Source organism: Uliginosibacterium paludis (genome assembly GCF_039631355.1).
Classification (GTDB): Bacteria; Pseudomonadota; Gammaproteobacteria; order Burkholderiales; family Rhodocyclaceae; genus Uliginosibacterium; species Uliginosibacterium paludis.
Genome location: NZ_JBDIVF010000015.1, coordinates 28,150 through 42,688, shown reverse-complemented (window position 1 = coordinate 42,688; position 14,539 = coordinate 28,150). Strand labels below are relative to the sequence as shown.

Below are 14,539 nucleotides of genomic sequence, written 5' to 3'. Positions count from 1 at the left end.
TGTGGCTGCAAAAAAGGGAAGTCGGTGGATGTCATGCCGGAGCGGCGAGTGCGAAGGCTTCGGGGCGTTCATCGGGCAGGCGCTCGTCGCTGTCGTCCTTGAGTTCGACGCCGGTGCGCCCGAGGCGATGGGCGCCGGCGAGCAGAAAGGCAAGCTTGCGTGCGGCTTCCGGATAGTCGAGGCCTTCGGGTCGCACATTCGAGATGCAGTTGCGCGCGGCATCGGTGAGGCCCACCTGCGGCGCGCCGGTGAGGTAGATGCCGAGGCTGTCGGGTGAAGACAATCCGGGCCGCTCGCCGATCAGCACCACGACCATCTCGCTGCCCAGCAGTGCACCGACTTCGTCTCCCAGCGCCACGCGGCCCTGGGTGGCGATCACCACCGGGCAGGCGCAGAGATCCGGGAACCAGGGCTTGAGCGCTTGCAGGAGCGGCAGGCTGTGGCGTTGCGTGGCCAGCGAGGAGAGTCCGTCGGCGACCAGGAAAGCGATTTTCGCGGGAGCCGGGGCCGAGGCCTTGAGTAATGACACCGAGCTTTCGGCGAGGCGGCGGCCCCAGTCCGGACGGCGCAGATAGCTGACCCGATCCGGGGCTCGGCTCGTGACCGTGCGCGTCGCAAAACCGGCGTCGCGGAAGGCGGCGTCGAGCGCAGCCACATCCAGCGGCTGATGCACCGCGTCGCGCGCCTGGGCATGCGCCAGGCCAAAGCCCAGCACTTCGCGCGTCGGCAGGCTCACGCCGCTGCGGCCCAGCGCGATGCGCGCGCGGGTGAGCGCCTGTAGGCGCGTCCAGGGGTCGGGCGTGATCAGTTTGTTCTCAGCCATGCAGGGCCTCGCCGGCAAAACCCAGCAGCGGCTGCTGGCTGCTCTGCGCGATCAGTTCGCCGCGATAGTCGGCGATGCCCATGCGCATGAGCCAGTCTTCGAATTCCGGTGCGCGGCGGCGGTTCAGCACGCGGCGCAGGTAGAGCGCGTCATGGAAGGACGTGCTCTGGTAATTCAGCATGATGTCATCCGCGCCGGGCACGCCGATGATGAAGTTGATGCCGGCCACGCCCAGCAGCGTGAGCAGGGTGTCCATGTCGTCCTGATCGGCTTCGGCATGGTTGGTGTAGCAGATGTCGCAGCCCATCGGCAGGCCCAGCAGCTTGCCGCAGAAGTGGTCTTCCAGCCCGGCGCGGATGATCTGCTTGCCGTCGTAGAGATATTCCGGGCCGATGAAGCCGACCACCGTGTTGACCAGCAGCGGCTCGAAGCGGCGGGCGAGGCCGTAGGCACGCGCTTCCAGCGTCTGCTGGTCGGCGCCGTGATGGCCGTTGGCCGAGAGCGCGCTGCCCTGGCCGGTTTCGAAATACATGACGTTCTGGCCCACCGTGCCACGCGAAAGGCTGCGGGCGGCGTGCATGGATTCCTCGAGAATCGCGGCGGTGACGCCAAAGCTCGTATTGACTGCTTCGGTGCCGCCGATGGACTGGAAGACCAGATCGACCGGCGCACCGCGTTCGATGGCGCGGATCGTGTTGGTCACATGGGTCAGCACGCAGCTCTGGGTCGGCACTTCGTACTGCTGACGGAAACCGTCGATGAGTTCCAGCAGCCGGCTGATCGCGGGCAGGCTGTCGGTGGCCGGGTTGATGCCGATCACGGCGTCGCCGGCGCCATAGAGCAGACCGTCGAGCATCGATGCGGCGATGCCATGAGCATCATCGGTCGGGTGGTTGGGCTGCAGGCGCACCGCGAGGCGACCACGCAGGCCCAGGGTGTTGCGGAAGCGGGTGACGACTTCGCAGCGGGCCGCCACCTGGATCAGATCCTGATTGCGCATCAGCTTGCTGACGGCGGCCACCATTTCCGGCGTGAGGCCGGGGGCCAGCGCGGCGAGCACGTCCGGGCTCGCCGCATCCGAGAGCAGCCAGTCGCGCAGCTCGCCCACGGTGAGGCTCGCAATCGGCAGGAAGGCGGTGGCGTCATGATGGTCGATGATCAGCCGGGTGACTTCATCGATCTCGTAGGGCACCACCATCTCTTCGAGAAAGCGGCGCAGGGGCACATCGGCCAGTGCGATCTTCGCCGCCATGCGTTCCTCTTCCGACGCGGCCGCCACCCCGGCCAGCATGTCACCCGAGCGGGCGGGGCTGGCCTTGGCGAGCAGGGTCTTCAGATCGGCGAAGACATGGCGGCGGATGCCGGTGGTGGCCGAGTACATGCGTGCCCCGTCCTTATTCCGGCTGCGCGGCCAGTGAACCCATCGGCGAGGCGGCCGAACGCTGGGCGTGGGTGGCACGGAAGTAGGCATAGCCGACTGCCAGGATTGCCAGGAAGAGGCCCGCCAGCAGCGGGTTGAACCAGGTCACGGTGATCAGGCAGATCACGGCGCCGGTCAGCGCGATGGCCGGCACCACCGGATAGCCCGGGGCGCGATAGCTGCGGGCAAGGCCCGGCTGCGTCTGACGCAGGCGGAACAGCGAGGCCATGCTCAGGATATACATCAGCAGCGCACCGAACACCGACATGGTCACGATGTTGGCGGTGAGCGTCTGGCCGCCGAAAGAGAGCAGCTCGTCGCTGAAGATCGCGGCGATGCCCACCACGCCACCGGCGATGATGGCGCGGTGCGGCGTCTTGAACTTCGGATGCACCGCACCCAGCCAGCCCGGCAGGTAGCCGGCACGAGCCTGGGCAAAGATCTGGCGCGAGTAGCCGAGGATGATGCCGTGGAAGGAGGCAACCAGGCCGAAGAGCCCCAGCCAGACCAGCATGTGCAGCCAGCCCGAGGATTCGCCGACGATCATCTTCATCGCCTGGGGCAGCGGGTCATTGATGTTGGCAAGCTTGGTCCAGTCACCGGCGCCACCGGCCATCACCATCACGCCCATGGCCAGCACGACCAGGGTCAGGATGCCGCCGACATAGGCTCGCGGAATCGAGCGCTTCGGATCCTTCGCTTCTTCGGCGGCCATGGCCACGCCTTCGATGGCGAGGAAGAACCAGATCGCGAAGGGAATCGCGGCGAAGATGCCGGAGATCGAGGCCAGAGAGAAGCTGTCTGCGCCGGCCCAGCCGCCCTTGGCGAAATTCGCGAAGGAGAAGCCCGGTGCCACCACGCCCATGAACACCAGCAGCTCGAAGATCGCGAGCAGCGTAACGCAGAGCTCGAAAGTGGCCGCAATGGTGACCCCGACGATGTTCAGTGCCATGAACACGACATACGCACCCACCGCGGCGATCTTCGGATCCAGCGAGGGGAACTGCACATTCAGATAGGCGCCGATGGCCAGCGCGATGGCGGGCGGCGCGAACACGAATTCGATCAGCGTGGCCATGCCGGCCAGATAGCCGCCGGTGGGGCCGAAGGCGTGATAGCTGTAGGCGAAGGGACCGCCTGCATGCGGAATGCTGGTGGTCAGCTCGGTGAAGCTGAAGATGAAGGTGCCATACATCAGGGCCACCGCCAGCGTGGTGATCAGGAAGCCCAGCGTGCCGGCGCTTGCCCAGCCGAAGCTCCAGCCGAAATATTCACCCGAGATCACCAGCCCGACTGCGATACCCCACAGCTGCCAGGTGCCCAGGCTTGCCGACAGACTGCCGGCTGCGCCACTGTTTGTACTCATGTTGATTCACTCCTCGGTTAGCCTGGGTGAATGCTGCGCCGCGGCGGTCTGGCGCTCTATCCGCTTTTGGCACGTCGATATCAAGATTCGGCACATTTGCGCTCGGGCCGCGTTTTTCCGCGCTGCGGGCCGGAACTTTTCCGCCGCGCAATGAACCAAGCCCGCCCTTCCGGGCACCGTGTCAGTGCAGGACCGGACCTTCGGAAACCCCGGCCGCACCCGTCGTCTCGCCCGAAAGCCTTGCCGGGCGGGGCTTGCCGAACGCGGTACGGCAATTGCTTTTGTGTGAGCTCCCGTCCTTTTTGCGGAGCCTGCCCTCATGCGCACGCCTGCCCTGTTTTCCGCGGATGCCGTCCGCCCCGTTCTGCTGCGCCACACCCAGGCCCGCGATGCGGACGAGCATGCGCACAACCTCTCGCAATGGGATCAGCGCTATGACCAGCTCTCGTCCGGCGCCTTCGAAGGTTCGGTGACCGAGCTGTGGCTGCCCGGCAGCCAGATCTTCGTCGAGCGGGCCAATCGCCGGCTGCGCCAGACCTGCGCTGCCTGGCGCGAATCGGTCTGGTTCGGTGTGCCGGCCGCCGAAGATGGCCAGATGGCGCTGGGCAGCCGCAAGCTCGGCGCCGAGGCGGTCTGCGTGCGCGATGGCGGTGCCGAGTTCGAACTGATGACCGAAGCCGATTTCGACCTCTATGGCATCGTCGTGGATCGTGCCGCCTTCGCCGCGCATGTCGAGCAGCATGCGCGGCAGGATCTGGACCGCCTGCTGCGTCTGGGCGACGTGATCAGCCTGCCGCTGATGCAGAAGGCCGGGCTGTGCGCCGCGCTGGCCAACATCCTGGATGACGCCCGCTGCCCGGGTGAGGAAGATCCGCTGGCGCTGCAGGCGCGCATATTCACCTTGCTGACCGGCCTGCTGCAGCAGGCGCATGGTGGCGAGCCGCCGCGCCGGGCGCAGCTCGGTCGGCAGCAGACCGTGCAGCGCCTGCGCGAGCTCCTGCTGCAGGACCCGGCCAGCCCGCCCGGCATTCCGGAACTGTGCGAGCGCCTGCATCTGTCACGCCGCGCGCTGCAGAATTGCGTGGAAGAGGTGACCGGCATGGCGCCGCTGGCCTTCATGCGCAGCATCCGGCTCAATGCGGTGAGGCGCGAACTGCGGCGCGGCGGCCCGGCGCAGTCGGTCTCGCAGGTCGCCTACGACTGGGGCTTCACCCATCTGAGCCAGTTCGCCCGCGATTACCGCCAGCTCTTCGGCGAGTTGCCGTCCGAATCCCGCCTCGGCGGTCACTGATTTCCGGCGCGGCCGGGCAGCGTTGCAGTTCTGCCAATGCGCAGGGCGGGCAAGGCTTGCCGCCGCTAGAATGCACATCCGATTCACCGCCCGTTGTCTTGTCCATGTCCGTTTCTCCTGCCCGTGCCTGCGGTGTCGACTTCGGGACGTCCAACTCCACCGTCGGCCATCTCGGTGCCGCGGTGGATCCGCTGCTGATCCTCGAAGAGGGTCGGGTCACCCTGCCTTCGGCCGTGTTCTTCAATGTGGATGAAGGCAGCACCCATTTCGGCCGCGACGCGATGGCGCAATACCTCGATGGCTACGAGGGGCGCCTGGTGCGCTCGCTCAAGAGCCTGCTGGGCAGCAGCCTCATCGATGCCCACACCGAGGTGGGAGGGCAGAGCCTCTCCTTCCGCCATCTGCTGGCCACCTTCATCGGCGAGCTCAAGCGGCGTGCCGAGCGGGCTGCCGGGCGCAGTTTCGACTGCGCGGTGTTCGGCCGGCCGGTGTTTTTCGTCGACGGCAAGCCGGAGGCCGACAAGCTCGCCGAAGACACCCTGGCTGAAATCGCGCGCTCGGTCGGCTTCCGTGAGCTGAGCTTCCAGTACGAACCGATTGGCGCCGCCTTTCATTACGAGCGCACGCTCGGCCGCGAGGAGCTGGTGATGATTGCCGACATCGGCGGCGGCACGGCAGACTTCTCGCTGGTGCGGCTCTCGCCCGAGCGTGCGAAGCGGGATGATCGGCGCGAGGACTTGCTCGCCAATGGCGGTGTGCATATCGGCGGAACCGATTTCGACCGCGCACTCAATCTCGCCAGCGCCATGCCGCTGCTGGGCCTGGGCAGCCGCACCCGCAACGGCGGCGAGCTGCCTTCGCAGATCTTCTACCAGCTGGCGACCTGGCACACGATTCCCTTCGCCTATACCCGGACGGCATGGAATGACCTGCAGCAGCTCTTCCGCATGAGTGCGGAACATGAGCGCCTCGATCGCCTCTCGCGCCTCATCGACCGGCGTGCCGGCCACTGGCTCGCGCTGCAGGTGGAGCAGGCGAAGATCGCGCTATCTGCGGCCGAGCACACCACGCTCGATCTGGGCGAGCTGCAGGAAGGACTTGCCAGTGGCATCAGCCGTCAGGATTTCGCCGCAGCGACCGAAAGCCTGGTCAGCGAAGTGAGCCGGACGGTGGCCGCCCTGCTACAGACCGCGCAGGTTTCAGGCGCAGAGGTCGATACGATTTTCTTTACCGGTGGTGGCAGTGGCGTGCCGCAGCTGAGGCAGGCGATCAGCGCGGTGTTGCCACAGGCCCGCGCCTGCGAGGGCGATCTCTTCGGCAGCATCGGTGCCGGTCTTGCCGTCGAGGCCGCACGCCGCTACGGTTGAGCCCGGGCGCGCTCCGCGCTCATCCGGGAGGAAAACATGGAGTTCCGCATTCATGGCTCGGTGGACATCCGGCGCGAGGGGCAGATGCTCATCGCGGACATCGGAGGGCCCTGGAACGCCGAGCTGATCGATCACTACCGACTGTGCATGAGCCGGCCGGTACGCGAGGTGTCGGCCGACGGCGGCTGGGGGCTCATTCTGGTGATTCACGGTGCGGCGCTGTGTCCGCCGGATGCGCTGGAAGGCATCAGGCGCGGGGTGATCGAGCATGCCGAAAAATGGCAGCGGCGCTGCACCAGCTATGTGATCGCACCGGATGTGGCCGGATACCATGTGATGGATCGCCTCTGGCGCAGCCTGTATGCGGGCGTCATGCCTCTGGAAATTTTCGAGACGCTGGACGCTGCGCAGGTCTGGACGGCCCGGCAGCTCGAGCTGGCGGACGGGCTGGCCGGCTGAGCCGCCGGGCCGGGTGCCTTGTCTGCGCACCGGACCCGGCGACCGGTGCGCACCTGCCGCGTTGCGCTGGCGATCAGGCCAGCGCGCTTTCCGGATGAACGAGCGGCGACACGGCAGGGCTCATGCCGGCAGCATCCAGCCGGGTGGCCGCCTGCACCGAGGCCAGCGCCGTCATGTTCACGATGCGGCGCACGGTGGCCACCGGTGTGAGCACATGCGCGGGGCGGGCCGTTCCGAGCAGCATCGGCCCGACGGTGAGGCCGTTGCCGGCCGACATCTTGAGCACGTTGAAGGTGATGTTGGCGGCATCCAGATTGGGCATGACCAGCAGGTTCGCTTCGCGGGTCAGTGTGGCATCCGGATGGTTGTTTTCCATGATCTCGCGCGAGAGCGCGGTGTCGCCGTGCATTTCGCCTTCCACCTCGAAGTCCGGCTGCTGCGCGCGCAGCAGGGCGAGGGCTTCGCGCATCTTCTCGGCGCTGGGGGAGTCATCGCTGCCGAAGTTCGAATGCGAGAGCAGGGCGGCATGCGGGGTGAGGCCGAAGCGGCGCATCTCGCGCGCGGCGAGCTGGGTCATCTCGGCCAGCTGTGCGGCCCGGGGATCATGATTGACGTAGGTGTCGCAGATGAAGAGGGTGCGCTGCGGCAGCATCAGCAGATTCATCGCGGCGAGCGTCTTCACGCCGGGTGCGCGGCCGATGATGCGATCCACCACTTCGAGGTGATGGCGGTAGCGGCCGGCCGTGCCGCACAGCATCGCATCCGCCTCACCGGTATGCACCAGCATCGCGGCGAGCACGGTCGGCTTGCTGCGCAGCGAGTGAGCGGCGGCGCTGTGGGTCACGCCGCGGCGCCACGCCATCGCACGATAGGCTTCGGTCAGCGTGGCCAGCCGTGGATCGGTCTCCGGATCGAAGAGCTGGAAGTCGGTGCCGGCCACCAGCCGCAGGCCACAGGCCTGGATGCGTTCGCTGATGACCGCTTCGCGACCGATCAGGATGGGTCGGGCGATGCCTTCATCGACCACGATCTGCAGCGCGCGCAGCACGCGCTCGTCTTCGCCTTCGGCATATACCACGCGCTGCGGGCGCTTCTGTGCGGCATGGAAGACCGGATGCATCACCGCGCTGGAGTGATAGACGAAGCGCGACAGGCTTGCGCGGTAGCTTTCCATGTCAGTCAGCGGGCGGCGGGCGACGCCGCTCTTCATGGCGGCTTCGGCTACCGCCGGCGCCACCGCGACGATCAGGCGCGGATCGAAGGGCTTGGGGATCAGGTAGTGGCGGCCGAAGCGCAGGCCGCGTGCGCCATAGGCCTTGGCCACGGTCTCGGGGATCTCGGCATGCGCCAGCGCAGCCAGCGCGCGCACGGCTGCGATCTTCATTTCTTCATTGATCGTGCTGGCCCCCACATCGAGCGCGCCACGGAAGATGAAGGGAAAGCACAGCACGTTGTTGATCTGGTTCGGGTAGTCCGAGCGGCCGGTGCCGACGATGGCGTCCGGCCGGGCCTCGAGCGCCAGCTCGGGCAGGATCTCCGGCGTCGGATTGGCCATCGCGAAGATCAGCGGATCGCGTGCCATGCCGCGCACCATGTCCGCGCTCAGCACGCCCGCCGCCGAGAGGCCGAGGAAGATGTCCGCACCGGGCATGATGTCGGCCAGGCTGCGCGCATCGGTCTCTTGCGCATAGCGCGCCTTGTTCTCGTCCATGCTCTTTTCGCGGCCGCGGTAGACCACGCCCGCCGAGTCGCTGACCCAGACGTTTTCGCGCCGCAGGCCGAGGCTTACCGCCAGATCCAGGCAGGCCAGTGCTGCAGCTCCCGCGCCGGAGGCGACGAGCTTCACGTCTGCGATGTCCTTGCCGACGAGCCTGAGGCCGTTGAGGATCGCGGCAGCGGCTACGATGGCGGTGCCGTGCTGGTCGTCATGGAAAACCGGGATGCTCATCCGCTCGCGCAGCTTCCGCTCGATGTAGAAACACTCGGGCGCCTTGATGTCTTCCAGGTTGATGCCGCCGAAGGTGGGCTCCATGCGGGCGATGGTGTCGATCAGCGCGTCGGGGTCGTTCTCGGCAAGCTCGATGTCGAACACATCGATGCCGGCGAACTTCTTGAAGAGGCAGCCCTTGCCTTCCATCACCGGCTTGCCGGCCAGCGGGCCGATGTCACCCAGGCCCAGCACCGCGGTGCCATTGGTGATCACCGCCACCAGATTGCTGCGCGAGGTCAGCGTGTCGGCTTCGCGCGGATCGGCCGCGATCGCGTTGCAGGCTTCGGCCACGCCGGGTGAATAGGCCAGGGCCAGGTCGCGCTGGGTCAGCATAGGCTTGGTCGGCGTGACCGAAATCTTGCCGGGCTGCGGGAAGCGGTGATAGTCGAGGGCGTCCTGCTTGAAGTTGTCGCTCATGATCTTTCGTCGGGGAGGGGGAGGATTGAAAACATTCGGGCCCGCCTCACGGGGAGGGCGGGCCCGGCGGAGGGCGGTCAGGCGAGCGAGACGGGGCGGCGAGGCTGTGTGAGCACTTCGGGCTGCAGGATCTCGTTGAGCTGCTGCCGGGTCAGCAGCCCGCGCTGCAGTACCAGCTCATACACGCTGCCACCGGTCAGCAGTGCCTCGCGGGCAATGCTGGTGGCATTCTCGTAGCCGATGTAGGGATTCAGTGCGGTGACCAGCCCGATCGAATTTTCCACGCTGCGGCGCAGCGCCTCGTGATTGGCGGTGATGCCGCGCACGCAGCGCTCGGTCAGCGTGAGGCAGCCCGCGCGCAGATGGGTCACGCTCTTGAAGAGGCTGTGCGCGATGATGGGCTCGAAGGCATTGAGCTGGAGCTGGCCGGCTTCGGCCGCAAAGCTGATCGTGAGGTCGTTGCCGATCACTTCGAAGGCGATCTGGTTCACCACTTCCGGAATCACCGGATTGACCTTGCCCGGCATGATCGAGGAGCCCGCCTGCATCGGCGGCAGGTTGATCTCGCCGAGCCCGGCGCGCGGGCCGGAGGAGAGCAGGCGCAGGTCGTTGCAGACCTTGGAGAGCTTCACCGCCACCCGCTTGAGCACGCCCGAGAGCTGCACGAAGGCGCCGCAGTCCTGTGTGGCTTCGACCAGGTTCGGCGCGGTCAGCACCGGGATGCCGGTGATCGTGGCCAGATGCTGGCGAACCAGCCCGGCGTAATCCGGATGCGCATTGATGCCGGTGCCGATGGCGGTGGCGCCGAGGTTGATCTCGCAGATCAGGAGTGCGGCCTCGCGCAGGCGGGCGATGTCTTCACCCAGCATTTCCTCGTAGGTCGAGAACTCCTGGCCCAGCGTCATCGGCACCGCGTCCTGCAACTGGGTGCGGCCCATCTTCAGCACGCCGGCGAACTCGCGCGCCTTGTCGCCGAAGGCCTCGCGCAGGATCTGCATCGCCTCGATCAGGCTCATGACGCCCCAGTAGCCTGCGAGTTTCAGCGCGGTGGGATACACGTCATTGGTGCTCTGGCTCATGTTCACATGTTCGTTCGGATGCAGCCGGGCGTATTCGCCGCGGTTGAATCCGATGATTTCCAGCGCACGGTTGGCGATCACCTCGTTGGCATTCATGTTGGTCGAGGTGCCGGCACCGCCCTGGATCACGTCGACCACGAACTGCTCGTGCAAGGCGCCCGCGCGGACCTCTTCGCAGGCCGCGATGATGGCGTTCGCACGCGGCGCATCCAGGAGGCCCAGCTCGCGGTTGGTGAGCGCGGCGGCCTGCTTGATCGCGGCCAGCGCAGCGATCAGGCCCGGATAGGTCGAGATCGGCGTGCCGGTGATCGGGAAATTCTCGATGGCGCGGAGCGTATGCACGCCGTAGTAGGCATCGGCGGGTACATCGCGTTCGCCGAGCAGGTCGTGCTCGGTGCGGGTTCGGGTCGGGCTCATTGTTGTTCTCGCTGCGAGTCGGGGTGATGTCATGCTAGGCAACAAGCGCGAACAGGGAGAAGCTTCATGCAAAACTTGCATGAAAACGCGCACAATCCGAATATTCCACGCAAATCCGCCATGTGCTGTATCGGCCTCCTGCCGGCCATCGGACGCAGTCGGCGAAGGTCGCGGAAGCATTGACGAAAAGGATTGCCATGCAGATACGGTGGATCGAGGACTTCCTGACGCTTGCGGATGCGCGTGCTTTCTCGAAGGCGGCCGAGAACCGCAACATCTCCCAGCCGACCCTGAGCCGGCATGTGCAATCGCTGGAAGACTGGCTCGGCGTGCAGCTCATCGACCGGCGCGAACATGGCGTGCAGCTCACGCCGGCCGGGCGCATCTTTCGCGGCTTCGCGGCCGACATGCTCAAGCGCACCTACGAGATGCGCACCGTGCTGCGCGGTCAGGTGCCCGGCAAGGTCGAGGCGGTGCGTTTCTCGGTGGCCCACACCCTGTCGCTGACCTACTTTCCGCGCTGGCTCAGCGGCGTGAAGGAAAAACTCGGCAATGTGGTGGCGCGCGTCGGCGCGGTGAACGTGCCAGAGGGCGTGACCGCGCTCATCGAGGGCGCGAGTGACCTGCTGATCATCTACCACCACCCGCAGTTGCCAGTGCTCCTGGACCCGGCCCGTTTTCCGCACATCCTGCTCACCACCGACCGTCTGCTGCCCTTCTCGGTGCCGCGCAAGGATGGCAGCCCGCGCCATGTGCTCTCCGGCCGGCCGGACAACATCGTGCCCTTCCTTGCCTATTCGCCGGGCTCCTATCTCGCCCACGTGGTCGAGATGATCCTGCTGCGCGCACCGGAGCGCTGCCATCTGGAGCGCTCTTTCGATACCCACATGGCCGAGGCGCTGAAAGCCATGATCGTCGAGGGGCATGGTCTGGGCTGGCTGCCGGAGAGCTGCGCCGGGCACGAGAAGGCCGAGGGCCATCTGGTGGAAGCCGGCTCGGCAGACTGGAGCTGCGAGCTGGAGGTGCGCCTCTATCGCTCCAGCGAAAACAGCAACCGCATGGCCGAGATGATCTGGGCGCTCTGCGCGGCGCGCGCCGCAGGCTGAATCAGTCCCAGCTGCTGCCGCTGCCTGCGCTGTCGTCCCAGCTGCCGGTATCACCGATGCCGAAATCGGTGCCGCCCATGTCGTTGGGCCAGGCGCTCGGGCCGAGCGCTTCGAGCAGGGGATCCGGCGCGGCGCTGAGCGGTGTTTCGAAACCCTGCGTGCTGCTGTGACTGTCTCCCAGCACGCGATGCATCAGCGCCTCGCCGGCGACCATCCCGGCGCCGACTGCGGCACCGGTGGCCAGCCCGCCGAGGAGGCCGCCGCCCAGTCCGCTGCCGAGTCCGCCGGATGCCGGCGGGGTCATGCCATAGGAATAGGATGGGGCGCCGCTCGCGTAGCCCGGCGTGCCGTAAGCCGGGGCAGGGGCGGGCGCGGGTATCACGACCGTGTCGGCCGTCTGTCGCTTCATGAAGCGTACCGCCCACAGGATGAAGGCCAGCACGCAGCCCAGGACCAGCACCGTACTCCAGGGAAAGGCCGGCACCGGGCGGCTGCCCTGCAATACCGGTATGCCATTCGACTGGAGCGGGGCGGCCTGCCGCTCGCCGAGCAGCCCTTCGAGATTGCTCACCGCGCGCGGCTCGGCGAAGGCCAGGCCAGGCGAGAGCTGTTTCGCGCGGGCGAGCTCCTCGCGCGCTGCGGGGAAGTGACGCTCGCGCGCCAGCAGTTCGGCTTCGACATAGTGCGCCTTGGCGCTGGCGGGGTGGGCGGCGAGCACGCCCTGCATCATCTTTTCGGCGTCGGCAACGCGACCGGCATTGGCGGTCTGCCAGACCTGGTCGATCGTCGGCTCCGCAGAGGCGGGCAGGCTGGCCAGCGCGCACAGCGCAAGCGTCATCAGTGCCGCGGGCAGGCGGAATGTCATGGTGCAGCTCCTTCTGGCAGGCCGCCCGCGCCGGACGCAGGGGCCCGGATGTCTCCCCGGATCAGTTCCGGCCGGGATGGACAGAGCTTAGAGCCCCCATCGATGGCGTGGCACGGTGCGCAGGTAAAAGCAGGTCAGCGTGGCGGGCCAGAGTGTAAGCAGATGCTTCAGATCGCAACAGAAGCCTTGCTGGCGCGAGCGGGCGGGCGTGCGCGGCCCGCTCGCAGGGCGCCTCAGAGCGCGATCACGACGCGCCCCCGTACCTGGCCGGCAATGAGCTGGCCGGCGACCTCGATGGCGTCTTCCAGCGGAATGCTGCGGGTGATCAGATCGAGGCGGGCCGGGTCGAGATCTTCGCCCAGGCGGCGCCAGGCTTCGATGCGATCCGGCGTCGGGCACATGACGCTGTCAATCCCGGCAAGGGTCACGCCGCGCAGGATGAAGGGGGCCACCGTCGCCGGGAAGTCCATGCCGCCGGCGAGCCCGCAGGCCGCGACTACGCCGCGATACTTCGTGCTGGCGCAGACGTTTGCCAGCGTGTGGCCGCCCACCACATCCACCGCGCCGGCCCAGCGCTCCTTCGCCAGCGGCTTGCCCGGCGCGCTGAAGCTCTCGCGCGGCAGCACTTCGCTGGCGCCGAGTTCGCGCAGATAGGCTTCGGTCTCCGGCCGGCCGCTGACGGCCACCACCGTGTAGCCGAGCTTCGCCAGCACGGCTACCGCCACGCTGCCCACGCCGCCTGCCGCACCGGTCACCAGGATCTCGCCCTGGGCGGGCGTCACGCCATGGCGTTCGAGCGCCATCACGCAGAGCATCGCGGTGTAGCCGGCGGTGCCGATCGACATCGCCTGCGCCGGGCTGAAGGCGGCGGGCTGCGGAATCAGCCAGTCGCCCTTGAGGCGCGCAACCTCGGCCAGCCCGCCCCAGTGCGTCTCCCCCACGCCCCAGCCGTTGAGCAGCACCGCGTCGCCCGCTTTCCAGGCCGGGTGCGAGCTTTCGGTCACGACGCCGGCGAGGTCGATGCCCGGCACCATCGGAAAGCGGCGCACCACCGGCCCCTTGCCGGTGATGGCCAGCCCGTCCTTGTAATTGAGCGTGCTGTGGCTCACGCGGATCGTCACATCGCCTTCGGGCAAGGCTGATTCGTCCAGCGTCTCGATGGCGGCGCGATAGCCGGCATCGTCTTTCCTGATCACTACTGCCTTGAACATGGCGTACTCCTGAAGAAATGCGGACGTCATGCGACGCCCTGATTTGGAAATGGCTCAGCCGGCGCGCAGTCCGGCGAAAAACTGCCGGCTGAAGAGTTCGAGCGGGGTCGCGTGGCGACCGAGCCGGGCGCGCATGACCGCGCCTTCCCAGCCGATCCAGAAGAAGGCGGCGAGTGCCTCGCAGTCGCTGGCGGGCGGGATTTCGCCGGCCTCGCGTGCGGCCAGCAGGCAGCGGGCGACGCGTGCCTGCCAGTCGGCAAACACCGCTTCGAGGCGGGCGTGGAAATGCTGCGGCAGGCTGCCGGCTTCCTGACCGAGATTGCCGACCAGGCAGCCGCGGCGGAAATCATGGCGCGCCATGCCGGCCTGAAGATCGGCAATCAGCGCTCGCAGGCGCTCCAGCGGCGCGAGCGCGGCGTTCGCCAGATGGCGCTCGAGCTTGCGTGCGAAGTAGTCGGCGTATTGCGTGATGAGAGCTTCGCCAAAGGCTTCCTTGCTGCCGAAGTAGTGATAGAAGGAGCCCTTGGGCACGCCGGCCCGGCGCAGGATCTCGTCCAGCCCGGCAATCGAGAAACCCTTCTCGGTCAGCACTTCGAGGCCGGTGCGCAGCAGTTGCTCGCGGGTGGCGAGCAGGTCTTCACGCGCTTTGGGCGGGCGGCCACGCGAGCGCGGCGGGGCGACAGGGCTGTTCATGCCCTGAATAATAAACCGATCGTCTCTGAAATTGC

The 14,539-nt window shown here is 67.2% G+C and carries 12 protein-coding genes; 4 read left to right on the top strand and 8 right to left on the bottom strand.

From position 1 onward, the window contains the following. Positions 1-31: 31 nt before the first annotated feature. From eutC to eat, 3 genes are read right to left on the bottom strand one after another with little or no spacing between them, the layout of a single operon-like run. On the bottom strand, positions 32-823 hold the full coding sequence (gene eutC / locus ABDB87_RS19515; protein ID WP_345930248.1) for an ethanolamine ammonia-lyase subunit EutC: 792 nt from the start codon (positions 821-823) through the stop codon (positions 32-34). Next, positions 816-2,204, bottom strand: coding sequence for an ethanolamine ammonia-lyase subunit EutB (locus tag ABDB87_RS19510; protein ID WP_345930247.1), 1,389 nt, complete (start codon positions 2,202-2,204; stop codon positions 816-818). Before ABDB87_RS19510 ends, eutC begins: the two co-directional genes overlap by 8 nt. Positions 2,205-2,217: 13 nt before the next feature. Continuing rightward, complete coding sequence (eat, locus tag ABDB87_RS19505; protein ID WP_345930246.1) at positions 2,218-3,609, bottom strand: ethanolamine permease; 1,392 nt, start codon at positions 3,607-3,609, stop codon at positions 2,218-2,220. 319 nt (positions 3,610-3,928) lie between these two features. On the opposite strand from eat, the gene ABDB87_RS19500 reads away from it, so the two are divergent. The 3 genes from ABDB87_RS19500 to ABDB87_RS19490 all read left to right on the top strand — a co-directional run bounded on the left by ABDB87_RS19500 (position 3,929) and on the right by ABDB87_RS19490 (position 6,726). Beyond that, positions 3,929-4,900, top strand: coding sequence for a helix-turn-helix domain-containing protein (locus ABDB87_RS19500; protein WP_345930245.1), 972 nt, complete (start codon positions 3,929-3,931; stop codon positions 4,898-4,900). 104 nt (positions 4,901-5,004) lie between these two features. Further along, positions 5,005-6,267, top strand: a complete 1,263-nt coding sequence (locus tag ABDB87_RS19495) for an Hsp70 family protein (protein WP_345930243.1) — start codon at positions 5,005-5,007, stop codon at positions 6,265-6,267. Between the two features lie 36 nt (positions 6,268-6,303). Next, positions 6,304-6,726 (top strand): hypothetical protein, encoded by a 423-nt coding sequence (locus ABDB87_RS19490; RefSeq protein WP_345930241.1) that lies wholly within the window; start codon positions 6,304-6,306, stop codon positions 6,724-6,726. A gap of 73 nt (positions 6,727-6,799) precedes the next feature. Here the strand turns inward: ABDB87_RS19490 and ABDB87_RS19485 are convergent, their stop codons facing one another. Further along, entirely contained in the window at positions 6,800-9,133 is a 2,334-nt protein-coding gene (locus ABDB87_RS19485) for an NADP-dependent malic enzyme (protein WP_345930239.1), read from the bottom strand. A 77-nt stretch (positions 9,134-9,210) separates the two neighbouring features. Beyond that, positions 9,211-10,629 carry an aspartate ammonia-lyase gene (gene aspA / locus ABDB87_RS19480; protein WP_345930237.1) on the bottom strand — a complete coding sequence of 473 codons (1,419 nt, stop codon included), beginning with the start codon at positions 10,627-10,629 and terminating at the stop codon, positions 9,211-9,213. A 197-nt stretch (positions 10,630-10,826) separates the two neighbouring features. On the opposite strand from aspA, the gene ABDB87_RS19475 reads away from it, so the two are divergent. After that, the gene (locus ABDB87_RS19475) at positions 10,827-11,735 is read left to right on the top strand and encodes a LysR family transcriptional regulator (protein WP_345930235.1); all 909 of its coding nucleotides are present in this window, start codon (positions 10,827-10,829) and stop codon (positions 11,733-11,735) included. A gap of 1 nt (position 11,736) precedes the next feature. Here ABDB87_RS19475 and ABDB87_RS19470 read toward each other — a convergent pair whose 3' ends face one another. The 3 genes from ABDB87_RS19470 to acuR all read right to left on the bottom strand — a co-directional run bounded on the left by ABDB87_RS19470 (position 11,737) and on the right by acuR (position 14,504). Further along, positions 11,737-12,600 carry a tetratricopeptide repeat protein gene (locus tag ABDB87_RS19470; protein WP_345930233.1) on the bottom strand — a complete coding sequence of 288 codons (864 nt, stop codon included), beginning with the start codon at positions 12,598-12,600 and terminating at the stop codon, positions 11,737-11,739. Positions 12,601-12,833: 233 nt separating this feature from the next. After that, complete coding sequence (gene acuI / locus ABDB87_RS19465; protein WP_345930231.1) at positions 12,834-13,811, bottom strand: acrylyl-CoA reductase (NADPH); 978 nt, start codon at positions 13,809-13,811, stop codon at positions 12,834-12,836. 54 nt (positions 13,812-13,865) lie between these two features. Continuing rightward, entirely contained in the window at positions 13,866-14,504 is a 639-nt protein-coding gene (gene acuR / locus ABDB87_RS19460; RefSeq protein WP_345930228.1) for an acrylate utilization transcriptional regulator AcuR, read from the bottom strand. Positions 14,505-14,539: the final 35 nt, after the last annotated feature.